Here is a 23,614-nt window from a genome sequence, read left to right as displayed (position 1 = left end):
GTTATGTCAGCCCTTAGTGGCGGCCTGTCGAGGCGCCAGCGACAAGGTTGCCGCTGGCGCAGGCTCTGTTCGTACAATCCCTAGGCTTGTTGCAGGAACTCAAGGCACGATCGGTTGAACAGCTCGCGGTGCTCTACCTGAACCCAGTGCCCGCAGCGGTTGAGCAGAATAAAACGGGCATCAGGGGCATTGTCGAGGATTTTCATCGCGCCGCCGACCGGGTTGAAGTTGTCGTTGGTGCCCCAGAAACCAAGGATCGGTACGCGCAGTTCCTCAAGGCGCTCGGTCATGTTCGGCACCATCATCGTCGAAAACAGGCAGCGCGGCTGGTACTGCGCTACCGCGACACGCTCGGCCAGCAGGCTGTCGGGCAGTTGCGAGGCATCGAACAGTTGCAGGCTCATGATCTGGCGCATTTTGTCGATGTCGAGCGGCCCGGCATTGAACAGTTCGACCATGCGCTGAATGCCGATTTTCTTGAAGTAGGTTTCACGCTCTTCAACACCGCCGGGCGCCATCAGGATCAGCTTGTCGAGTATCTGCGGCTCGGCCAGGCCCAGGCCGATGGCAATCGCGCCGCCCAGGGAGTTGCCGAGCAAGGTGCAGCGCTGCACGTCCAGGGCCTTGAGCAGGCCAGACACGGCGCTGACGAAGAAATCCAGGTTGTACTGGACGTTATCCGGCTTGTCGGAGCGGCCGAAGCCGGGCAGGTCGATCACCAGGTTGCGAAAGCCTGCAGCCACAAAGTCGGGGTAGTTGCCCTTGAAGTTGCTGAAGCCACTGGCTCCGGGGCCACTGCCGTGCAGCCACACCACAACCGGGCCGCTGCCTTCGTCGAGGTAGTGCAGGCGCAGGCCGTTGTCGAGGGTGACGAAGTGGCCGGTAGGCAACGGTAGGTCTTGTTCTGACATCTTCGAATCTCCATTGATCAGGCAGTTACGGCATTTTCAGGGGTGGCAATCGGCGCTGCCGTGCGCATGATTTGCGCGCGGTAGCGGGGCAGGGCCATGCCCAGGAATACGGTCGAGAGCATCAGCATCGAGATCGAGGTGGCCAGGGCGTAGCGCAGTGCTTCAGTGCCCAGCGACGGTGCAAACAGATCACTGAGCACACCGATCAACAGCGGGCCAACGCCAACACCCAAGAGGGTCATGGCCATGACGAAAATCGATGTGGCCTGGGCCAGACGCGGCGCCGGGAACAAATGGGTAACGGCGCCCAGGCAGGGAGTTGCCCACCAGGTGCCGAAGAAGGCAAAGCCTGCATAGAACAGGAAGGCGGTCGGCACCGGTGTGCTGCCCAGATGAAACAGGATGCCGGTGGGCCAGAGGAAATACGCCAAGCCAAACGGAATGCTCACCAGGGTGGCGAGCAGCGGCACACCGATTTGCCAGCCGGCATCGCGGCGGGCCATGCGGTCAGAAATGATGCCGCAGGCCAGGGTACCGAAGGTGGCGCCAGTACCGCCGACCACGCCTACCAGAAAGCCTGCGTCCTGCAGGTTCAAACCGTGGGAGCGGATCAGGAAGCTCGGGCTCCAGGTACCAATCGCGTAGCCTGCGATTGCACTGGAAGCACCGGTCAGCAGTAGCCACAGGAACGATGGGGTTTCCATCAGTTTGGCCACGGTCTTGCCCCAGCCTTCCTGGATCACTTCAACCTTGAGTTGCACGTCGCTGGCAACTTTCGGGGCGCGCACGGTGAGCCACAGCATCAGCCCGAGCACGATGCCCGGTACGCCAATGAACAGGAACGCCGAGCGCCAGCCGTAATGCTGGGCGATCCAGCCGCCGAAGCCGAGGCCGAAAATCGCGCCGAAGCTGGAGCCCAGCATCAGAATCGACAGTGCGGTGGAGCGGTTTTTCGCCGGGTACAGCTGCGACACCATCGCCACCGAAGGCGCGGTGCCGCCGGCCTCACCGACCGCCACACCGATGCGCGCCAACACCAGCAGCCAGAAGCTGGTGGCCAGGCCGCAGGCCATGGTCATCACGCTCCAGGCAATGCAGCAGGCGGCGATGACCGGTTTCGGCCCGATTCGATCGGACAGGCGCCCCAGTGGAAAGCCGAAGAGGGTGTAGAACACCGCAAAGGTCACGCCCGAGAGCAGGCCGATGCCAGTGTCGGAGATACCGAACTCTGCCTTGACCGGCTCGATCAGGATCGCCATCAACTGCCGGTCGATGTAGTTGAAGATGTAAATCACGGCCAGCACGAACAGTGCGTAGTGCGTACGCCAGGTGACGCGGATCGAAGAATTCACGGCGGGTGCTCCCGGTTTTGTTCTAGTGAGCAGGAGCGTGGCGCCGATTGCATTCGGGCACATCGTCCGTTCAGACCACTTGTTTGCGACGCAGTGTGCAAGCGCAGGTGCGTAGTCTTATCGGACGATGTTGCGCTTTTGTACAGGGTTAATGATGCGTCCCGTGCCCGATCATCCCGCCAGTTGCGCCGGTGATCGGGGAAGCCAAGGCTTGCGGGAGAGCAACGATGAAGTTAGCGAACAAAGTGGCCCTGATTACCGGCGCCGGACAAGGCATGGGCCGGGCCATTGCCCAGCGCTTTGCCCAGGCCGGCGCACGGGTGGTGGCGGCCGACATCAACCTGCAGGCCGCCGAGCAGACCGTCGCAGGCCTCGGTGAAAACGCTCTGGCACTGGCCTGCAATGTCGCCGACAGCGCGTCGGTGGTGGCGGCAATGGAGCAGATCGAGGAGCGTTTTGGCGGCCTCGACATTCTGGTCAATAACGCCGGTGTTGGTTCGGTCGACGCCTTTGTCGACACGCCGGATGCGCACTGGCAGCGCGTCATTGCAGTGAACCTCACCGGAACGTTTCTGTGCAGCCGCGAAGGCGTGCGCTTGATGCGCAAACGCGGCGCCCAGGGTGCGGTGATCAATATTTCCAGCACCGCGGCGATGACCGGCGAAGGCCCCAGCCATTACTGCGCGGCCAAAGCCGGGGTAATGGGGCTGACCCGCAGCATGGCGCGGGAGCTGGCCGCCAGCGGTATTCGCGTCAACACCCTGGTGCCCGGCCCGACCAACACGCCAATGATGGCCGACATCCCCGATGAGTGGCTGCAGGGCATGCTCAAGGCGATTCCCCTCGGGCGTATGGGCGAAAGCGATGACGTCGCCCGCGCCGCCGTGTTCCTGGCCAGCGAAGACGCCAGTTTCATTACCGGTCAGAACCTCGCCGTCAACGGCGGCATGGCCTTCATTTGAACGCGGAGCAGGGAATGAGCAGACGACTGCAAGACAAAATCGCCTTTATTACCGGTGCCGGCTCCGGTATCGGTGCCGCCACGGCCCAGCGCTTTGCCCAGGAGGGCGCCACCGTGGTGCTCTGCGGGCGCAACCTGGCGCCCTTGCAGGCGGTGGCCAGCGCGATTATCGAAGCCGGTGGCCAGGCCCACTGCTGTGTTGCCGATGTCAGTGACGAGCAGGCCTTTGTCGGCGCCATCGAAGCTGCCGCGCAGCACCATGGCCGCCTGGACATCCTGGTCAACAACGCCATGGCCTACACCTGGGGCGCGATCGACAGCACCAGCACCGGTGATTGGCGCGCCAATTTCACCACCACGGTGGACGGCACCTTCTGGGGTACGCGCACGGCCATGGCGCTGATGAACGCCCAGGGCGGCGGTTCGATCGTCAACATCGCCTCGATCTGCGGACTGTTCGGCACGCCGTGGATGGCCGGCTACTCGGCTGCCAAGGCCGCGGTGATCAATTTCAGTCGCGCGGCGGCCAGTGAAGGGGCGGCCAAACGGATTCGTTGCAACGTGGTGATCCCCGGGGTTATCGCGACACCGGCAACTGCAGGCATGCTGGCCGACACCAAGGCCCGTGGCAACACCGAGAAACTGATACCGCTGCGGCGCATCGGCGAGGCCGAGGAAGTGGCCAACGCGATTCTGTTTCTGGCCAGTGACGAGGCGTCCTATATCACCGGCGCGTGCCTGCCGGTGGACGGCGGGCGCAGTTCTGAACTCTACACGGTGCTGGAGTGATGAACATGCAGAGCAACACCTTGCTGGCGCGTATCGATCGGCTGGAGTCGATCGAAGAGATTCGGCAACTGGCGGCCAAGTACTCGCTGTCACTGGACATGCGCGACCTCGACGCCCACGTCAACCTGTTTGCCGAAGATGTCCGCGTCGGCCGCGAAAAAACCGGCCGCGCGCACCTCAAAGCCTGGGTCGATGCCACCTTGCGCGATCAGTTCAGCGGCACCTCGCATCACCTGGGCCAGCACCTCATCGAATTGATTGACGCCGATAACGCTGTCGGCGTGGTGTATTCCAAGAACGAGCATGAGACCGGCCCTGAGTGGGTGACCATGCAAATGCTCTATTGGGATGACTACCAGCGTATTGATGGCCGTTGGTACTTCCGCCGCCGCCTGCCGTGCTACTGGTACGCCAGCGACCTCAACAAACCGCCGATTGGCGATCGAAAAATGCGCTGGCCGGGGCGTGAACCCTATGCCGGCAGCTTCCACGACTTGTTCCCGTCCTGGGCCGAGTTCTGGGCCACACGCCCGGACAAGCAACAGTTGCCCGAGGTCGCTGCGGCCGCGCCGCTGGAACACTTTCTGGCCACCCTGCGACGCGGCACTGCGGCGCCGAATATTCGTGTGCGCTGAGGACTTGCGATGAGCATTTTGTTTGAACCGCTGCGCCTGGGCGAACTGCAGTTGAGCAACCGCATTGTCATGGCGCCAATGACCCGCAGCCGTGCCAGCGTCGAAGCGGTGCCCAGTGCGGAAATGGTGGATTACTACCGCCAGCGCGCCAGTGCCGGGCTGATCATTGCCGAAGGCACCGCGCCGTGCGCCGACGGCCTGGGCTACTGCCGCACCCCGGGCATTTATGACCGCGCGCACATTCAGGGATGGCAGCAAGTTACCCGCGCAGTGAGCGACGCCGGTGGGCGCATGGTGCTGCAGTTGATGCACGTTGGCCGCGCCGCCAGTTGGCAGAACAAACCGGCCGGGGCGCGGACCGTCGCGCCGTCGGCGATCCGCGCACGCACTCAGGTGTTCTGTGACGGCGCCGGCCTGGTCGATACCGATGAGCCTCAGGCCCTGAGCCTGGAAGGTATCGAAACCGTGATCGAGCAGTACCGCCGCGCAGCCATGAACGCTCGTGAAGCGGGCTTTGAAGGGGTCGAGCTGCATTGCACCAGCGGTTACCTGCCGATGCAGTTCATGGCCTCCGGCAGCAACCAGCGCCGGGATGGCTATGGCGGCACGGTCGAAAACCGCGTGCGCTTTGCAGCTGAAGTGCTGGCGGCGATGGCGGCAGTGATCGGAGCGGGGCGCGTGGGTTTTCGCCTGTGTCCGGGTAACCCGTACAACGACATCAGCGACGCCGACCCGGCAGCCACCGCCCAAGTCCTCTGCGAGCGGGTCGAGCCACTGGGCCTGGCCTACCTGCACATCATGCGCTCGCCAGTGACCGGGCTGGATGCCTTTGCCCTGGCCCGGCGCCATAGCGGCAGCGGGCTGATTCTCAACGACGGATTCGACGGGCCTTCAGCCGCCGCGGCACTCGCCGCCGGGCAGGGTGAGGCGGTGTCGTTCGCCCGGCATTTTATCGGCAACCCGGACCTGGTCGAGCGCCTGCGCGCTGGCCTGCCTCTGGCCGGTTTTGACCGTAAGACACTTTATACCAAGGGAGCGCCTGGCTATTCGGACTATCCGGATTACGCCCAGGCAACTGCATGAATAGCCGGTTTTATCGGAGGTAGGGATGAACAATTTCAATAACGCCAGCCTGCTGTCCAGTGTTGATCGCGGGGTTGTGCCGCGCGAACAGACGCAGGCCATCCTCGATCGCCGGGCCGAAGCCAGCGCGCGGATCAAACCGGCGGATCGCTATACGCTTGCCGATCGCCTTGAGGAGCAGGCGCAGCGCCACGCTGAACGGCCTTTCATCATTTATGGCGAGCAGCGTTTGAGCTATGCGCAGATCAACGCCCGCGCTGATCAGTTGGCCCATGTTTTCCATGCCCGTGGCCTGCGCCCCGGCGATGTCTGCGCGCTGGCCATGGAGAACCGTCCGGCGTTCTTCTGTTGCTGGTTCGGCCTGGTCAAGCTCGGTGTGGTGGTGGGCTTCGTCAATACCCAGGTCAGTGGCCGGCCGTTGGTGCATGCGCTGCAGGCAATCGATGCCAAGGCGATAATCGTTGGCGAAGAGCTGCTGGGCAACTTTCTCGCCACCGAAGGGTTGCCGCCGTTGCCCCTGTGGCTGGTCGAAGATGCCGAGCAACCGTGGTCGGGTGCGATGCCTGCGCACGTCGATACGGGCCTTGGCGAAGCGCTCGGGCAGGCACCGCGCACGCCATTCCCGCGTGATCTGCGTGCCGACCTCAGCGCTGAATCACCGAGCCTGCTGATTTTCACCTCTGGCACCACAGGCTTGCCTAAGGCAGCGCGTTACAGCCATATGCGCTGGATGTCGACCGGCGACATCATGGAAATCACCCTGCAGACCACGCCCAGCGACGTGTTCTATTGCTGCCTGCCGCTGTACCACGGCGCAGCGGCAACTTCAGTGACCTCGACCGCGCTGAAAACCGGTGCGGCGATCGTCGTGCGGCGCAAGTTCAGCGTGCGTGAATTCTGGAAAGACGTGCGCGAGCATCAGGTCAGCGTGTTCCAGTACATCGGTGAAATCTGCCGCTACCTGCTCAATCAGCCGGTTGTCGCCGGAGAACGTGAACATGGCCTGCGCTGCATGCTCGGCGCTGGCCTTACGCGGGAAACCTGGCACAACTGGGTGCAGCGTTTCGGCCCGGTCCAGGTGTTCGAAGGTTGGGGCTCTACCGAGTCCAATACCAATGTGGTCAACGTCGACAACTACCTCGGCGCTTGCGGGCGCGTGCCGTTCTGGGACAAGAGCAACTTGCGCCTGGTGCGCTACGACGTTGAAAGCGACAGCCATCCCCGCGATGAGCACGGCTTTTACCAACTGTGTGCGGTGGGTGAGGTGGGAGAAGCCCTGGGCTTGATCATTGATCACCCGCAGATCGGCGGTGGCCGCTTCGAGGGTTACACCTCGGCTGAGGCCACCAACAGCAAGATCCGCCGCAACGTCTTCCGCCAGGGCGATGCCTACTGGAGCTCGGGTGATCTGCTGCGTTTTGATGAAGACGGCTACCTCTATTTCATCGACCGCATCGGCGACACCTTCCGCTGGAAGAGCGAGAACGTCTCGACCCTGGAAGTGGCCGCAGCCCTGGGCGACTTTACCGGGCTGGAACTGATCAACATTTACGGGGTGCAGGTGCCCGGGCAAGAGGGGCGCGCTGGCATGGCCGCAGTGCTGATGCAGCCTGGCCAGCAGTTCGACCCGCAAGCGTTCTATGCATTGACCGAGGCACGTTTGCCACGCTACGCGGCGCCGGTGTTTGTGCGGGTGTCGGCGGCGGCAGACCTGACCAGCACCTTCAAACTGCGCAAGGTCGACCTGCAACGACAGGGTTACGCGCCGACGGCGTTCAGCGACCCGCTGTTTATCCGCGACGAAAGCAGCCGCAGCTACGTGCCGTACAGCAGCGAGGTGCTGACGCGAATCGGCCTGGCCGCCTTTGCTGGTGACGTCAGTGAGTAGCCTGGATGCCCAGGGGCATGAATGGCGCGCTGGCCTGCGCTTCCCCTGGCCGCAGCCACCGGCCAACGGCGAGGTGCAGCAGGTGGCCGAAGGGCTGCTGTGGCTGCGCATGCCACTGCCGTTCGGGCTCGACCATATCAACCTGTATTTGCTGCGCCACGGTGAGGCCTGGGTCGTCGTCGATACCGGCCTGAACAACGCGCAAACCCGTGAAGTCTGGGAAGGGCTGTTCGCCACGGCGCTGGCGGGCTTGCCGCTGGCTGCGGTGATCTGCACGCACTTTCACTCGGACCATGTCGGGGTGCTCGGTTGGTTGACCGAGCGCTTCCGCTGCCCGGTGTTCATGACCGCCAGTGAATACCAGGCCATGCATCAGTTGGGGACGCCGAGCGATGCCAGCAGTGGCTGGGCGTTTTTCCAGCACTACCGGCGCGCCGGTTTCAGCCAGACGCAGAGCGAGGCGTTATTGCCGGTGCTGGGTTCAGCGCACTTTCGCCCACAGGTGCCGACCAGCTATCAGCGCCTGCGTGAAGGCAGCCAACTGAACATTGGCGGGCGGCGCTGGCAGGTGCTGATCGGCCGCGGTCATTCACCGGAACATGCCTGCCTGTACTGCGCCGAAGACGAGTTATTGATTTCCGGTGATCAGGTGCTGCCACGCATCACTTCAAGTGTCTGTGTACAGGTCACCGAGCCCGATGCCGACCCGCTGCGCGATTGGCTGGATTCGCTCGAACACTTGCGTGCGGTGCCCGACAGCGTACTGGTGCTGCCAGCGCATGAGCGGCCGTTCTTCAACCTGCATCAACGCCTGGACCAGCTACACGCCCATCACCAGCTGCACCTGCAGCAACTGCTGGCCGCCTGTACGGCGCCGCGCAGTGCGCTGGAGTTGATGGCCGAGCTGTTTCCCAAGGTGAGCGGACGTTTCGATGAACTGATGGCGATTGGCGAGACCCTGGCGCATGTCAATTACCTGATTGCGCAAGGCCAGTTGCTGCGAGAGGAAAACGCCGGCGTGTTCCGTTACACACGCACGCCGGCGGGAGTCAGCGCTCAGTCGGTGCTAGGGCAGCTCTGAGCGGGCAGTGGGTAACCAGTGGTGTTCTTGCACTTTTGCACGACCGTCGGGTCGTTTATCGGGAGAGGCAGTGTGACTAATAACAACAACAAATATGGTGCTGGCCCAGCGGTATCGGGCGTTGAACTGTCGGGTCTGGTGGTGGCGATCGCGCTGGCGTCGACGCCGGCATGGTCCGGTGAAACCATCGAGTTCGATAACGGCGCGACGCTGGATTGGACGGTGACCACCAGCTACGGCCTGGGCGTGCGCCTGTCGGACCCGTCGAGCAAGCTGTTGACCCTCAACGCCGACGATGGCGACCGTAACTTCGACAAAGGCAGCCTGGTGACCAACCGCATCGGCGCCCTGGGCGAGATGATCCTGCGCAAGGACAACTACGGTGCTGTGCTGCGTGCCAGTACCTTCTACGATGATGTCTACCATCGCTCCAACGACAACGACTCGCCAGCGACGGTCAACAAATCCGGCGATCACAACGAATTCACCAGCGACACCAAGTACTACAGTGGTGGGCGCAGCAAGTTCCTCGACGCCTATGTGTTCAGCGGGTGGCGCTTTGCCAACGATTCGATGCTCGATGTCAAGGCCGGGCGGCATATCGAGTCGTGGGGTGAAAGCCTGTTCTACCCCGGCGTCAGCGGCGTGCAGAGCCCGTCCGATGCGGTCAAGGCGGCGCAGCCCGGGGTCGAGGTCAAGGAAGTGCTGTTACCGGTCGGCCAGGTCTCGGCGTCTTACCGGATCAACCCGCAGTGGACGCTGGGCGCTTATGTGCAATACGAATGGATGGGCACCGAGCTGCCGCCGGTGGGCAGCTACCTGTCGACCAGTGACGTGGTCGGCCCGGGGCGGGAATTCATCCTTGGCGCCAACGGCTCGCGGATCAACTACCGCGGCACCGATGAACCCCGCGACAGTGGCCAGTGGGGCGCGCAAGTGCGCTTTCGCCCAGTGCCGGCCCTGGAGCTGTCACTGTTTCATGTCAATTATCATGACAAGAACCCCGCCACTGCCTTGGTCGGCTATCAGCCCATCGCCGTGGCCCCGGGTGTGTTTGCCGGGGTTCCGGATGGCTACCGCATTACCTATTTTGAAGACATCAAACTGACCGGTATCAGTGCCTCGACCAAAATCGGCGAAACCCAGGTTGGCGCGGAGTGGTCCTACCGCGATGGTGCGCCGGTGATGGTCAACACCGGCTTGGGCCCGACTCCGGCGCGTGGCAAGGGCCAGCAGATGCAGCTGTCAGCCATCCGTATCCTCGGTGACCGGCCGTGGGCGGCGCAGACCTCGCTGACCGCCGAGATTGTCCATGTGCGCGTCGACAGCGTCGATGAAGCGTCGGCGGCGCCCAACCTGCAAGCCCTGGGCAACAGCCTGATTCCGTCGATGCGCCCGCTGGTGCAAGCATCCGACGACTACACCTACAAGACTGCCAACGCCTGGCGCAGCAAAACCGCCAGCGCCTACACCCTGGGTGCGTCCTTCAGCTACCCGGGGGTGTTCGAAGGCTGGGACCTGGAAGTGCCGGTGAACTTTTCCAACGTGTTCAGTGGTGCTACACCGATGGCCGGCACCATTTCCGGCTTGCAGGGCGACCGCCGCCTGAGCCTGGGCACCACCTTCAAGTACCTCGGTAACCTGGAAGTCGCCCTGCGTGTCACCGGGTACCTGGGCGAGGCAGACCCGGTCAAGCGTCTGTTGGCGGACCGCGACTACGGTACGTTCTCGATCAAGTACAGCTTCTGATCACCGTGCAGGCGCCAGGGTTCGAGCGATCCTGGCGCTGCTCGGTGTACTAGTCAAAACGGACGATCATTTACCGCGCAATCTGTGGCATGGTCGTACCACAAAAACCTCAAGCACACAGCCTTCGAATGGGGGATACATGGGTCTTAAAGGTCATGCGGCGATTGTCGGTGCCGCTCAATACAAACCGGAAAAATACGCCACAGCGCCGCGCATGTTTCACCTTGAACAGGTGGCCGACCTGGCCGCACAAGCGCTGCGCGATGCCGGATTGCGTGCCGAAGACCTCGATGGTCTGGTGATCAACGGTCCGCACTTTCATGAAGCTTCGGTGTTCGTGCCGGCCATGGCCGCCGAATACCTGGGCTTGAGCGTCAATTTTGCCGAAGTAGTCGACCTTGGCGGTTGCACCTCGGTGGGCATGGTCTGGCGAGCCGCGGCGGCGATCGAGCTGGGCCTGTGCCAGGCGGTGTTGTGTGTGATGCCTGCGCGTCTGGCGCCGATGGGCCCCGACGAAGACCCCGGCGCCATGGCCCGGGCCATGCGCTACGGCGGGCATAGCACCGCCTTTGGCGCCCCGGAGGCCGAATTCGACCTGCCGTACGGGCACATGGGCCAGAACACCGGCTACGCGATGATCGCCCAGCGCTACGCCGCGCAATATGGTTACGACCCGGTGGCCATGGCCAAGATTGCCGTTGACCAGCGCACCAATGCCCTGGCCAACCCCCAGGCGATGTTCTACGGCCAGCCGTTGACCATCGAGCAGGTGCTGGCGAGCAAGCGCGTGGCTGATCCGTTGCATGTGCTTGAAATTGTTATGCCGGTAGCCGGTGGTGCCGCGTTGATCATCGCCTCGAAAGAAGTCGCGGCGCGTGCGCGCAAACGCCCGGCATTCATCACCGGCTTCGGCGAGCACCTGGCGTTCAAGTCGCCTTCCTATGCCCAGGATATGCTCAACACCCCGATTGGCCCGGCCTCACGCCGCGCCTTCGCGATGGCCGGGCTCAAGCCAACGGATGTCGATGCCGCGCAAATCTATGACTGCTACACCATTACCGCGCTGTTGACCCTGGAAGATGCCGGTTTTTGCGCCAAGGGGCAGGGCATGCAGTTTGTCCGTGAGCACGACCTGACCTGGCGTGGCGACTTCCCGATGAACACCCACGGCGGCCAGCTCAGCTTCGGTCAGGCCGGGGCTGCCGGTGGAATGTCGCAGGTGATCGAGGCGGTCACGCAGATCAGCGGCGAGGCCGGCGAGCGTCAGCTCGAACGCTGTGACGCGGTCTATGTTTCCGGCACTGGCGGCGTGATGAGTGAGCAGGCCGCATTGATTCTTCAGGGAGCGTGACCCGCATGTCGAACAACAAACCAATGCCGGTAGCCACCGAGATTTCCGCACCGTTCTGGGAAGGCTTGAAGGCAGAGCGCTTATTGATCCAGCAGTGCAATGCCTGTCAACACTGGGTGTTTTACCCACGCAGGCATTGCCCGCAGTGCCTGGCCCATGACCTGAGCTGGCGCGACGTCAGCGGTGGCGCGAGCCTGTACAGCTTTACCGTGGCACGCATAGCCACATTGCCGGATTTCGCCGATGAGATGCCACAGAAGCTGGCCGTTATCGAACTGGATGAGGGCGTGCGGATCAACACCACCCTGGTGGGGCTTGAAGAAGACCAGATCAGCATCGGCATGCGCCTGAAACCGGTATTCGCCGAGGTTGACGGCAAAGGTACGCGCTTATTGCGCTTTACCGGAGTCGACCAGGACAGCGCCGCCCTGCAGCGCTGGAGCGGGGCGGCGCAACCTCAGGAGCAGGTGGTTGGTGAAGCCGCGGTGCGCAAAATCGCCATGGATGATGAGTCGGCACTGCAGAGCCTGGTGAGCGAAACCTTCAGCGACTGGAGTAACCAGATCGTTATCGACCAGGCCCTGATCGACGCCTTTGCCGCGTTGTCGGGTGATGACTACTGGATACACACCGACCCCGAGCGCGCACGCAAGGACAGCCCGTTTGGCGGCACCATTGCCCATGGTGCGCTGGTGCAGGTGTTGCAGTCGCGGCTGAAACTGGCGCTGGGCTACGAAATCACCGGCTTCAGTACCATGGTTAACTATGGTTCTGACCGGCTGCGCTTCCCGGCGCCGGTGCCGGCTGGCTCGCGGATCCATGCGCGGGCGCGGGTCAAACAGGTATCGCGGGTCAAGCGCGGCACCCAGTTGACCCTGGAAGTGAACACCCACGTAGTTGGCAGCGAACGCCCCTCGGTCATCAATGACCTGGTCATCCTGTACATGTAACCCTCCCTCCCGCGATCGCCATGCCTGCTCCCACCCGCCGGTAGGAGCGGGCTTGCCCCGCGATAGCAATCATTCAGACACACCGCCTCGCGGGACAGGTCACCGGTAGGAGCGGGCTTGCCCCGCGATAGCGATCATTCAGACACATCGCCTCGCGGGGCAAGCCCGCTCCTACATAGTCTCAACAGACGATGAGCACAGCACCCGCCCTCAGCACAATGAAGACCATCAAAGGTCCAGTCATTGAGGAGCAGGGCATGATGGATATCCGGGGGCTGAGCTACTTCGTCGCTCAAATCGAAAACCTCAGTCAGTGGCAACGTTATGCCGAAGACGTGCTGGGCATGATGGTGGTGCCCGCGCCCGGCGGCGGGCTGTACGTGAAGATGGATGAGCGGCCGTTTCGCATGCTCATCGTCGAGGGCGCCAAGGCCGGTTACCTGGCCTCGGGCTGGGAACTGGCCAGCGAACGCGCGTTCAACGCAGCGTTACAAACCCTGGAAAACAATGGCGTGCAGTGGCAAGCAGGCACCGCCGCCGAGATCGAGCAGCGCGGTGTGCAGGCACTGGTCAGTGTCCTTGACCCCTCCGGCAACCGCCACGAGCTGAGCTGGGGGCACCGTTCCGACTGCCTGCCGTTCGTTTCCCCGCAAGGCGTTCCGGGCTTTGTCACCGGCGACATGGGCCTCGGTCACACCGTGCTGCCAGCCCCGGACTTTGCCGCCACCCTGGCCTTTGCCAAGGACGTACTCGGTTTCGAGCTGTCGGACATTTTCAACTTCCGCCCCGATCCGCTGGCACCGCCCATCCGCATCCATTTTCTGCATTGCCGCAACAGCCGCCATCACTCCCTGGCACTGGCGGAGTTCGCGGTGCCGTCGGGCTGTGTGCACGTGATGGTGGAAGTCGGCTCGATGACCGAAGTGGGCCGTGCCCACGACCGGCGCCTGGCCCATCAGGTGCCGCTGTCGGCAACCCTCGGCCAGCACCTCAATGACCTGATGACCTCGTTTTACATGAAGACCCCGTCCGGCTTCGACCTGGAGTACGGCTACGGCGGCCTGCAAGTGGACTGGGCTGAACACTCGGCCTTTGAATTTACCCGGGTAAGCCTATGGGGGCATGACTTTTCCGTCGGCCAACAGCAAGGAGATGTGCAATGAACAAGCAAATGACGGCGGCCGATGCGGTGGCGCAACTGCGCGATGGCATGACCATCGGCTTCGGCGGCTGGGGCCCGCGGCGCAAGCCGATGGCAATAGTGCGCGAGATACTGCGCTCGCAGGTCAAGGACCTCACCGTGGTCGCTTACGGTGGTCCGGAAGTGGGCATGCTGTGTGCAGCAGGTAAGGTCAGGAAGCTGGTGTTCGGCTTTGCGACCCTCGACGCCATTCCACTGGAACCCTATTACCGCAAAGCGCGCGAGGCGGGCGGGCTGGAGTTGCTGGAACTCGATGAAGGCATGTTCCAGTGGGGCCTGCGGGCAGCGGCCATGCGCTTGCCGTTTCTGCCAACGCGCTGCGGCCTGGCCACCGATGTGACGCGCCTGAACCCTGAGCTGAAAACCGTGCAGTCGCCTTACGACGACGGCGAAGTGTTGCTGGCCATGCCGGCACTCAACCTGGACGTGGCGTTTCTTCACGTCAACGTCGCCGACCGTCTGGGCAACACCCTGATGACCGGCCCGGACCCGTACTTCGATCACCTGTTCGCCCGCGCCGCCCAGCAGTGTTTTGTGTCATGCGAGCAGTTGCACGAACGCCTGGAACTGAGCACCGAGCAGGCGCGCTGCAACACCTTCGAGCGCTACCTGGTCAGCGGTGTGATCCATGCCCCATTCGGTGCCCATCCAACCGCTTGCCAGCCGGAGTACGGCTGGGACCTCAGCCACCTTAAAACGTATGCCGCCAGCGCTGGCGAAGAGGGCGGCTGGCAGGCCTATGTGGCGCAGTACGTCGCGGCCGGTGAATCGGCTTATCAAACGCAAAACGGCGGTGCCGAACGCATGGGCTCCCTGGCCCTGCCGGTGTTCTGAGGAGGATGAAAATGTCGACTACCTGTGAATTTACCCTCGCCGAACTGATGATCGTTGCCGCCAGCGAAGCCTGGCGTGACAACGGCGAGCTGATCGCTTCCGGCCTTGGGGTAATCCCGCGTCTGGGCGCAAGCCTGGCCAAGCTCAGCCACAGCCCGCAGCTGTTGATGACTGACAGCGAGGCCTACCTGGTCGAAGAGCCGATCCCGCTCGGGCCGCGTGGCGACTATGTGCCCAAGTATTCCGGTTCGATGAATTTCGAGCGGGTGTTCGAGTGCGTCTGGGGCGGCCGTCGCCACGCGATGATCGGCCCGACGCAGATCGACCGCTGGGGCCAGAGCAACCTGTCTTGCGTGGGGGACTACCACAAGCCCAAGGCCGCCATGCTCGGTGTGCGGGGATTGCCCGGCAACAGCATCAACCACATCAACTCGTTCTTTGTGCCCAACCATAACCCGCGGGTGTTTGTCAGCGGCGAAGTGGACATGGTCTCCGGCGTTGGCTTCAAAGCCGAGCGTTGGCCGCAAGGCGTACGCCGCGACCTGATGGACATTCGCCTGATCGTCACGGACTTGTGTGTGATGGATTTCGACGGCCCGCAGCGCGCGGTTCAGGTGCGCAGCCTGCACCCGGGCGTGAGCTTCGAGCAGGTGCAGGAAAGCACCGGCTTCCCGTTGCTCAAGTCAGCGGCACTGAAAGAAACCGCACACCCGACGCCTGAGCAACTGGCGTTGATCCGCCGCCTCGACCCCCACGATCTGCGCAGTTCGGCGATCAAGGGCAATCCAGCCGGCATCCGTGTGGCCTAAGGCGAGGGATATGAGCATGAACAGCCCTGACAGTGAATTCGTCCAGCGTGTCGACAACGCAGTCTACGAAACGCAGGAACCGGTGTTGTACAGCGTGGCCGACGGTATTGCCACGCTGACCATGAACCGCCCAGGCTTCAACAACGCGCAGAACTCACAGATGACTTATGCGCTGGATGCAGCGCTGCGCCAGGCGGTCGACGATGATGCGGTCAAGGTCATCGTGCTGCGCGGCGCAGGCAAGCATTTTTCTGCCGGTCATGACATCGGCACGCCGGGTCGCGATATCAATAAACCGTTCGAGCGCGCGCACCTGTGGTGGGACCACACCAACAAGCCGGGCGGCGAGCAGCTGTACGCCCGCGAACAAGAGGTGTACCTGGGCATGTGCCGGCGCTGGCGTGATCTGCCCAAGCCAACCATTGCCATGGTCCAGGGCGCGTGTGTGGCCGGCGGCCTGATGCTGGCCTGGGTCTGCGACCTGATCGTGGCCAGCGACGATGCGTTTTTCCAGGACCCGGTGGTGCGCATGGGCATTCCGGGGGTGGAGTATTTCGCGCATCCCTATGAACTGAACCCGCGCATCGCCAAAGAGTTTCTCTTCACCGGCGATCGCATGAGTGCCGCACGCGCCTACCAGATGGGCATGGTCAACCGCCTGCTGCCCCGCGAGGAGCTGGAGCAGGGCACTTATGCCCTGGCCGCCAGCGTTGCCCGTCAGCCGCGCATGGGCCTGGCCCTGACCAAGCAGGCGATCAACCATGTGGAAGACCTGCAGGGCAAGCGCAGCGCAATGGAGGCGGCGTTTGCCTGGCATCATTTCGCCCATGCGCACAACGAGTTGCTGTCTGGCGACAAGCTTGGCGGCTTCGATGCCAAAGCCATGGCCCAGGCCAACAAAGCCGCCGCCAGTGGGGAGCAGGCATGAGCCGCTGGTTGAGTACACCGCTGACCGAGGCCCTGGGCTGTCGCTACCCGATTGTGCAGACCGCCATGGGCTGGGTCGCCGACGCCAACCTGGTGATCGCCACGACCCGCGCCGGTGGCTTTGGCTTTCTCGCCGGGGCGACGATTGCCGCAGAGGCCCTGGAAGACGAGATCAACAAGGTGATTGCCGCCACCGGAGGCAGCAATTTCGGTTTGAATTTCCACATGTTCCAGGAAAACGCCGCTCAATGCGTTGACCTGGCGATTCGTTACCGTTTGCGCGCGGTCAGTTATGGCCGCGGCCCCGATCCACAGACCATCGCCCGCTTCAAGGCCGCCGGGGTGTTGTGCATCCCCACGGTGGGGGCGCTCAAGCATGCGATCAAAGCGGTGCAGCTGGGCGCCGACATGATCACCATCCAGGGCGGTGAGGGCGGTGGGCATACCGGTGGTGTGCCCAGTTCGATCCTTTTGCCTCAGGTGCTGGCAGCGGTATCGGTGCCGGTGATTGCGGCGGGTGGATATTCCACCGGGCGTGGCCTGGCCGGTGCGCTGGCTGCGGGTGCCGTGGGCATTGCCATGGGTACACGGTTTTTGATGAGCCGCGACTCGCCAACGCCGCCGAGCACCCTGGTGCATTACCTGAAGGTCAACGACCCGCAGTTGGTGCGGGTCACCACTGCAGTCGACGGCATGCGCCACCGCATGATCGAAAACCCATTCATCAATCGTTTGGAACAGGCCGGGCCCTTCGGACGCTTGCGCATCGCCTTGAGCAGCGCGTGGAAATGGAAGCAGCACACCGGCATGAGCCTCGGCCATGTGGTTGGCGTGCTGCGCCAGGCTTTCAAGGAAGACCCCGGCGCCTTGTCGCAAACCCTGATGGCCGCCAACCAGCCGGTGCTGCTGCAGCGCTCGATGATCGATGGCGTTCCGGACGAGGGCATCCTGCCCAGCGGCCAGGTCGCCGCCGCCATTGCTGAACTGCAGAGTTGCCAGCAACTGATCGAAGACATTGCCCAGGAAGCCGAACGCTGCCTGGATGCCCTGATCGCTCGTCGTGACGCACAGCCGCGCGCCGAGCAGTGGAGAACCCCCTCATGAGTCAAGCGTTTACTACACAGATTGAAGCCGGCATTGCCGAACTGGTGCTAGATAAACCACCGGTCAACGCCCTGGACAGCCAGGAATGGATGGACCTGGCCCACCAGGTTGAAGCCCTGGGTGCCAACCCGGACGTGCGGGTGATCGTCATCCGCGCCGAAGGGCGTGGCTTCTGCGCCGGTGTCGATATCAAGGAACTGGACGCCCACCCCGAGCGCATCGTGGCGGTCAACGCCGGTAACTACGCGGCTTTCAAAGCAGTGCACCGTACCCCGGTGCCGGTCATCGTGGCCGTGCATGGCTTTGTCCTCGGTGGCGGTATCGGCATTACCGGCGCCGCTGACATCGTCATCGCCTCGGAATGCGCCACTTTCGCCTTGCCTGAAGTTGACCGCGGGGCCATGGGCGGAGGCGCGCACTTGCAGCGCCTGTTCCCGGTGCAGAAGGTCCGTTACCTGTTTTTTACCGGCGACAAGATCGGCGCTGCCGAGGCGGCGCAGTACGGTTTTATCGAGCGTGTCGTGGCAAAACAGCAATTGCGCGAAACCGCACTGGAAATTGCCGCCAGGATCGCAGCCAAGAGCCCGGCGATGATCCGCATTGCCAAGGAAGCCCTCAACGGCATCGAAGACGGCAACCTGGAAGACAAGTACCGCTGGGAGCAGGGCTTCACCTTGCAGGCCTACACCAGCCCGGATTCTGCCGAAACCCGCCGCGCTTTCGTTGAAAAACGCGACGCGAAGTTCTGAGGACTTGCCATGGAACTTGCTTATACCCCCAAGCAAAAGGCCTTCCGTGCGGAAGTCCGTGAATGGCTGGCGGCCAATCAGCCGACCACGCCGCTGGCCAACTACGACACCCGTGAAGGCTTCGAGCAGCACCGGGCCTGGGAGGCGAAGCTGTTCGAGCAACGCTTGTCGATGGTCATGTGGCCCAAGCAATACGGCGGGCGCGGCTGCGACTTGATCGAGTGGCTGATATTCGAGGAAGAGTATTACGGCGCCGATGCGCCGATGCGCGTCAACCAGAACGGTCAGCTGTTGCTCGGGCCAACCTTGATGGAGTTCGGCACCGAGGCGCAAAAGCAGCGTTTTCTGCCGCGCATGGCGTCCAGTGTCGACATGTGGGCTCAAGGCTGGTCAGAACCGAATGCCGGTTCGGACATGGCCGCGATCACCAGCAAAGCCATTCGCGATGGCGATCACTATGTGCTCAATGGCCAGAAAACCTGGTCCAGCCGCGCCTTGTTTGCGGACTGGCTGTTCGGCTTATTTCGCAGCGACCCGACATCGAGCCGGCATAACGGCCTGTCATTCCTGATGGTGCCGCTTGATGCACCGGGGGTGACGATTCGCCCGATCAAGGCGCTCCACGGCAAAAACACCTTCGCCGAAGTGTTTTTCGATGATGTACGCGTGCCGGTCGAAAACTGTATTGGCGCCGAAGGCCAGGGCTGGCATGTGGCGATGGCCACTGCAGGTTTCGAGCGTGGCTTGCTGCTGCGTTCGCCAGCCCGCTTCCAGGCCACGGCGCGCAAGTTGGTGCAGCTATACCACGCCAACCGTGAGCGCGCCGACCGCGACCCGAGCATCCGTGAAGCGGTGGTCGAGGCCTGGCTGGGCGCCGAAGGCTATGCGCTGTCGTCCTACCACACCGTGGGGCGTTTGAGCCGTGGCGCGCAGATTGGCGCGGAATCGAGCATCAACAAGATTATCTGGTCGGAACTCGACCTGAAAATGCACGACACCGCCATGCGCATCCTCGGCACCCACGGTGAGTTGCTCAGCAACGCCCCACAAGCGCAGCCGGGCGCCTGGCTGGATGGTTTCCTGTTCGCGCAGGCCGGTCCGATCTACGCCGGCACCAATGAAATCCAGCGCAATATCATTGCCGAGCGGATGCTCGGCCTGCCGAAATAGGAGCCGGCCATGGACTTTACCTTTAGCGATGATCAGCTCACGTTTCGCGAAGCCATCAGTCGTTTCCTGATGACCGAGGCCGCGCCGGAGATGCTCCGCGAGATCTGGGAAACCGACCTGGGCCGCAGCGCTGAGTTGCGTAGCAAGATTGCCGAGCAAGGCCTGACGGCGTTGTCGGTGCCTGAACCGTTCGGCGGCCTGGGCATGGATGATGTGGCCTGGTCGCTGATGACCCAGGAGCTGGGTTACTACGCCATTCCGGACTCGCTGGCCGACACCGCCTATGTGGTCACCGAGTTGCTCAACGGCTTGCCCGATGACAGCCCGGTGAAAGCCCGCCTGTTGCCACGGATTGCCGATGGCAGCGTGCGCCTGGCGATTGGCCACCCGATCAATCCGCTGGTACCCGATGCAGCGCTGGCCGAGTGGCTGATCCTCGCCCATGGCGATGAAGTGCACGCGGTGCCGCGAGCGCAGGTTGATGTGCAGGCCAATGCCAGTATCGATGCCTCCCGGCGCCTGGGGCAGGTGAGCTGGCAGCCAGGCCGGGACACGCTGCTGGTCGGCGGCGAACAGGGCCGTGCCTTGTGGGCCGAAACCCTCAACCGCGGCGCCTTGTCGGTGGCTGGGCAACTGCTCGGGCTGGCCCAGCGGATCCTCGACCTGTCGGTTGATTACGTGGCCCAGCGCAAGCAATTCGGCAAGCCCATCGGCAGCTTCCAGGCGGTCAAGCATCACCTGGCCGATGTCGCTAGCAAGATCGAGTTCGCCAAGCCGGTGCTGTATCGCGCCGCGTATGCCCTGGCGCGGGGCGACGGCAATGCCGACGTGTATGTCTCGCAAGCCAAGCTGGCCTGCTGCGATGCCAGCTGGCTGGCCGCGCGCCACGGCATCCAGGTGCATGGCGCCATGGGTTACACCTGGGAAGTCGACCTGCAGATGTTCATGAAACGCGTGTGGTCGCTGGACCCGTCCTGGGGCGACCGTGCCACCCACAAATCCCGCGTCGCCGCCTATGTGCTCAGCGATCAAGCCCGGCTTGGGCCGGGCGCTACTTTCGAGGACTGAGCCATGCCCCAAGCCTACATAGTTGATGCCCTGCGCAGCCCCACCGGCAAACGCAAGGGCAGCCTGGCCCACGTGCATGCCATTGATTTGGGCGCGCATGTGTTGAAAGCGCTGGTCGAGCGCAACGCGATTCCTGCCGATGAGTACGACGACGTGATTTTCGGCTGTGTCGATGCCATCGGCTCCCAGGCCGGTGACATCGCCCGCACCAGCTGGCTGGCAGCCGGCTTGCCGCTGAATGTGCCCGGCACCACAGTTGACCGTCAGTGCGGTTCGTCCCAGCAGGCGCTGCATTTTGCCGCCCAGGCGGTAATGAGCGGCATGCAGGATGTGGTCGCTGTCGGCGGCGTGCAGACCATGACGCAGATTCCGATCTCATCGGCGATGCTCGCCGGTCAGCCGCTGGGCTTCAGCGACCCGTTTTCCGGCAGCAAAGGCTGGCAGGCGCGCTTTGGCAATCAGTCGGTCAACCAGTTCTACGCCGCCCAGCGTATTGCCGATCACTGGCAAATCAGTCGCGCCGACATGGAAGTGTTCGCCCTGGAAAGCCATCGGCGCGCCCTGGCGGCGTCGCAGGCCGGCTACTTCGCCCGTGAGATCGTCGCCTGCGAAGGCCTGACGTTCGATGAAACACCGCGGGTCAGCAGCCTGGAGAAAATGGCCGGTCTGGAGCCGGTGAGCGCCGAGTTCCCGTTGATTACTGCGGCGGTGTCGAGCCAGACCTGCGACGCCTCGGCGGCATTGCTGGTGGTCTCGGAGGCAGCACTCAAGCGCTACAACCTGACCCCACGGGCGCGGATTCATCACTTGTCGGTGCTCGGCGATGACCCGATCTGGCACCTCACCGCACCGATTGCTGCCACCCGTGCGGCGCTGAAGAAGGCCGGTATGCGCATGGCTGATATCGACCTGGTGGAGATCAACGAAGCCTTCGCCTCGGTGGTCATGGCCTGGGCCAAGGAGCTCGATTACAACCCGGCCAGCACCAACGTCAATGGCGGGGCGATTGCCCTTGGCCACCCGCTGGGGGCGACCGGCGCCCGGCTGATGACCACCTTGCTGCATTCGCTGGAGCGCAGCGGTGGGCGTTATGGCCTGCAAACCATGTGCGAAGGCGGCGGCCAGGCCAACGTCAGCATCATCGAACGGCTGTAAAGCCGCCCACACCGCAGAACAGGAAAATACCTATGGGAATCTGTGCAGGTCGTACCGCGATCATCACCGGTGCCGGTGGCGGGTTGGGCCGCGCTTATGCGCTGGCCTTCGCCGCCGAAGGCGCCAAGGTGGTGGTCAATGATATTCGTCGTGAGGCTGCCGAGGCGGTGGTTGACGAGATTTGCTCGCACGGTGGTCAGGCCATCGCCAACGACGGCGACATTACCACCCTTGCCAGCGCGCAAGGCATCGTCGATGCCGCACTGGCGGCGTTTGGCGAGGTGCATGTGCTGGTCAACAACGCCGGGGTGCTGCGTGACCGCATGTTCATCAGCCTTAGCGAAGAAGACTGGGACATGGTGATGCGCGTTCACCTCAAAGGGCATTACTGCCTGGCCAACATCCTCGGTCGGCGCTGGCGTGACCAGGCCAAGGCCGGTACGCCGGTTGCGGCGCGCATCATCAACACCAGTTCCGGTGCCGGGTTGCAGGGCTCGATCGGGCAATCCAACTACGCTGCGGCCAAGGGTGGTATCGCCTCGCTAACCTTGGTGCAGGCGGCAGAACTGGCCCGGTATGGCGTCACCGCCAACGCTCTGGCCCCGGCGGCGCGTACGGCGATGACCGAAAGCGCCATGCCCGACATGGTGAAAAAGCCCGACGACGACAGCTTTGACGCCTGGGCGGCGGAGAACGTCGCACCCCTGGTAGTGTGGCTCGGCAGCGAGGCGTCTGCGCATGTCAGCGGCCAACTGTTCGAAAGCCAGGGCGGGCGCATTTCCCTCGGTGATGGCTGGCGTACCGGGGTGACCCGCGACAAGGGCGCGCGTTGGCAGGTTGCCGAGGTGGGTGCAGCAGTGGATGCAATCCTCGCTGAAGCGCCCAAGGCGCAGAAAGTCTGGGGCAGTTGACGCCGACTTGATCCACAGGCGTCGGCCTTGTCGACGCCTGTAACTGATTACCGCCGCTGTACCCACCCCGTCCGTTTTGACGATGTGCCGGCCCGCTGAGGCCTTTATACCTGTCGACAACCTGTTTTCTGTCAGAGGTATACCGCATGAAACAAGCCCCTCCTTATGTTCCCGGCCATCAATTGCTGGCTGGCAAGTCCGTTCTTATCACCGCCGCCGCTGGCGCGGGCATCGGCTATGCCGCGGCCAAGCGCTGTGCCGAAGAAGGCTGCCGTGCCCTGATGATTTCCGATGTGCATCCGCGCCGCCTGGAGCAGGCGGTTGAACAGCTCAAGGCCGACACCGGCCTGCAGGCGGTGTACGGCCAATTGTGCGACGTCACCGACGAGGCGCAGGTGCAAGCCCTGGTGGGCGCCGCCGAACAGGCCCTCGGCGGCGTCGATGTGCTGATCAACAACGCAGGTCTTGGCGGCTCGAAACGGGTCACCGACATGAGCGATGAGGAATGGCTGCGGGTGATCGATGTAACCCTGACCGGCACCTTCCGCATGACCCGGGCCATGCTCCCGCACATGCAGCAGCGCGGGTGCGGAGCGATTGTCAACAACGCTTCGGTACTTGGCTGGCGCGCGCAGAAAGAGCAGGCGCACTACGCCGCAGCGAAAGCCGGGGTGATGGCCCTGACCCGCTGCAGTGCGCTGGAAGCCGCTGAGTACGGGGTACGCATCAACGCAGTGTCGCCGTCGATTGCCTTGCACGCGTTTCTCAAGAAGGCCAGCAGCGAAGAACTGCTGGCCAGGCTCGCCGACCGTGAAGCCTTTGGCCGCGCCGCAGAAGTCTGGGAAGTCGCCAACGTGATGATCTTCCTGGCCAGCGATTACGCCTCCTACATGGTCGGCGAAGTGCTTTCCGTCAGTTCCCAACAGGCTTGAGGCG

General features: G+C 63.2%; 22 protein-coding genes. 20 read left to right on the top strand and 2 right to left on the bottom strand.

From position 1 onward, the window contains the following. Window positions 1–80: 80 nt before the first annotated feature. Complete coding sequence (locus tag ACVWSC_RS14405; protein WP_476461641.1) at window positions 81–911, bottom strand: alpha/beta fold hydrolase; 831 nt, start codon at window positions 909–911, stop codon at window positions 81–83. A gap of 17 nt (window positions 912–928) precedes the next feature. Beyond that, window positions 929–2,263: a spinster family MFS transporter gene (locus tag ACVWSC_RS14400; protein WP_476461640.1), complete on the bottom strand. Its 1,335-nt coding sequence runs from the start codon at window positions 2,261–2,263 to the stop codon at window positions 929–931. Between the two features lie 227 nt (window positions 2,264–2,490). Between ACVWSC_RS14400 and ACVWSC_RS14395 the strand changes: the two genes are divergently transcribed. From ACVWSC_RS14395 to ACVWSC_RS14300, 20 genes are all read left to right on the top strand, one after another. After that, window positions 2,491–3,225 carry an SDR family NAD(P)-dependent oxidoreductase gene (locus ACVWSC_RS14395; protein WP_476461639.1) on the top strand — a complete coding sequence of 245 codons (735 nt, stop codon included), beginning with the start codon at window positions 2,491–2,493 and terminating at the stop codon, window positions 3,223–3,225. Window positions 3,226–3,239: 14 nt separating this feature from the next. Then, window positions 3,240–4,013, top strand: coding sequence for an SDR family NAD(P)-dependent oxidoreductase (locus ACVWSC_RS14390; protein ID WP_476461638.1), 774 nt, complete (start codon window positions 3,240–3,242; stop codon window positions 4,011–4,013). 5 nt (window positions 4,014–4,018) lie between these two features. After that, window positions 4,019–4,648: a nuclear transport factor 2 family protein gene (locus ACVWSC_RS14385; protein WP_476461637.1), complete on the top strand. Its 630-nt coding sequence runs from the start codon at window positions 4,019–4,021 to the stop codon at window positions 4,646–4,648. Between the two features lie 9 nt (window positions 4,649–4,657). Further along, window positions 4,658–5,731: an alkene reductase gene (locus ACVWSC_RS14380; RefSeq protein ID WP_476461636.1), complete on the top strand. Its 1,074-nt coding sequence runs from the start codon at window positions 4,658–4,660 to the stop codon at window positions 5,729–5,731. 25 nt (window positions 5,732–5,756) lie between these two features. Next, window positions 5,757–7,619, top strand: coding sequence for a long-chain-acyl-CoA synthetase (locus ACVWSC_RS14375; protein ID WP_476461635.1), 1,863 nt, complete (start codon window positions 5,757–5,759; stop codon window positions 7,617–7,619). Next, the gene (locus tag ACVWSC_RS14370) at window positions 7,612–8,700 is read left to right on the top strand and encodes an MBL fold metallo-hydrolase (RefSeq protein WP_476461634.1); all 1,089 of its coding nucleotides are present in this window, start codon (window positions 7,612–7,614) and stop codon (window positions 8,698–8,700) included. The genes ACVWSC_RS14375 and ACVWSC_RS14370 overlap by 8 nt, the downstream gene beginning before the upstream one ends. A gap of 72 nt (window positions 8,701–8,772) precedes the next feature. After that, complete coding sequence (locus ACVWSC_RS14365) at window positions 8,773–10,449, top strand: DUF1302 domain-containing protein (RefSeq protein WP_476461633.1); 1,677 nt, start codon at window positions 8,773–8,775, stop codon at window positions 10,447–10,449. 139 nt (window positions 10,450–10,588) lie between these two features. Further along, entirely contained in the window at window positions 10,589–11,800 is a 1,212-nt protein-coding gene (locus tag ACVWSC_RS14360) for a thiolase family protein (protein ID WP_476461632.1), read from the top strand. A 5-nt stretch (window positions 11,801–11,805) separates the two neighbouring features. Further along, complete coding sequence (locus tag ACVWSC_RS14355) at window positions 11,806–12,750, top strand: bifunctional OB-fold nucleic acid binding domain-containing protein/MaoC family dehydratase (RefSeq protein WP_476461631.1); 945 nt, start codon at window positions 11,806–11,808, stop codon at window positions 12,748–12,750. A 257-nt stretch (window positions 12,751–13,007) separates the two neighbouring features. After that, on the top strand, window positions 13,008–13,913 hold the full coding sequence (locus tag ACVWSC_RS14350; RefSeq protein ID WP_476461630.1) for a VOC family protein: 906 nt from the start codon (window positions 13,008–13,010) through the stop codon (window positions 13,911–13,913). Then, window positions 13,910–14,785 (top strand): CoA transferase subunit A, encoded by an 876-nt coding sequence (locus tag ACVWSC_RS14345; RefSeq protein ID WP_476461629.1) that lies wholly within the window; start codon window positions 13,910–13,912, stop codon window positions 14,783–14,785. The genes ACVWSC_RS14350 and ACVWSC_RS14345 overlap by 4 nt, the downstream gene beginning before the upstream one ends. An 11-nt stretch (window positions 14,786–14,796) precedes the next feature. Further along, window positions 14,797–15,594, top strand: a complete 798-nt coding sequence (locus ACVWSC_RS14340; protein WP_476461628.1) for a CoA-transferase subunit beta — start codon at window positions 14,797–14,799, stop codon at window positions 15,592–15,594. A 16-nt stretch (window positions 15,595–15,610) separates the two neighbouring features. After that, entirely contained in the window at window positions 15,611–16,522 is a 912-nt protein-coding gene (locus ACVWSC_RS14335; RefSeq protein WP_476461627.1) for an enoyl-CoA hydratase, read from the top strand. Then, on the top strand, window positions 16,519–17,625 hold the full coding sequence (locus ACVWSC_RS14330) for an NAD(P)H-dependent flavin oxidoreductase (RefSeq protein ID WP_476461626.1): 1,107 nt from the start codon (window positions 16,519–16,521) through the stop codon (window positions 17,623–17,625). Before ACVWSC_RS14335 ends, ACVWSC_RS14330 begins: the two co-directional genes overlap by 4 nt. Continuing rightward, on the top strand, window positions 17,622–18,374 hold the full coding sequence (locus ACVWSC_RS14325) for an enoyl-CoA hydratase family protein (RefSeq protein WP_476461625.1): 753 nt from the start codon (window positions 17,622–17,624) through the stop codon (window positions 18,372–18,374). Before ACVWSC_RS14330 ends, ACVWSC_RS14325 begins: the two co-directional genes overlap by 4 nt. Window positions 18,375–18,383: 9 nt before the next feature. Then, window positions 18,384–19,544 (top strand): acyl-CoA dehydrogenase family protein, encoded by a 1,161-nt coding sequence (locus tag ACVWSC_RS14320; protein WP_476461624.1) that lies wholly within the window; start codon window positions 18,384–18,386, stop codon window positions 19,542–19,544. A gap of 9 nt (window positions 19,545–19,553) precedes the next feature. Continuing rightward, window positions 19,554–20,612, top strand: a complete 1,059-nt coding sequence (locus ACVWSC_RS14315) for an acyl-CoA dehydrogenase family protein (RefSeq protein WP_476461623.1) — start codon at window positions 19,554–19,556, stop codon at window positions 20,610–20,612. 3 nt (window positions 20,613–20,615) lie between these two features. Next, window positions 20,616–21,767: an acetyl-CoA C-acetyltransferase gene (locus ACVWSC_RS14310; protein WP_476461622.1), complete on the top strand. Its 1,152-nt coding sequence runs from the start codon at window positions 20,616–20,618 to the stop codon at window positions 21,765–21,767. 32 nt (window positions 21,768–21,799) lie between these two features. Further along, window positions 21,800–22,678, top strand: coding sequence for an SDR family oxidoreductase (locus tag ACVWSC_RS14305; protein WP_476461621.1), 879 nt, complete (start codon window positions 21,800–21,802; stop codon window positions 22,676–22,678). Window positions 22,679–22,824: 146 nt separating this feature from the next. Next, window positions 22,825–23,610, top strand: coding sequence for an SDR family oxidoreductase (locus ACVWSC_RS14300; RefSeq protein ID WP_476461743.1), 786 nt, complete (start codon window positions 22,825–22,827; stop codon window positions 23,608–23,610). Window positions 23,611–23,614: the final 4 nt, after the last annotated feature.

The sequence above is a fragment of the Pseudomonas sp. NUPR-002 genome (genome assembly GCF_056322725.1).
This window is presented reverse-complemented; position numbering and strand designations above follow the sequence as displayed.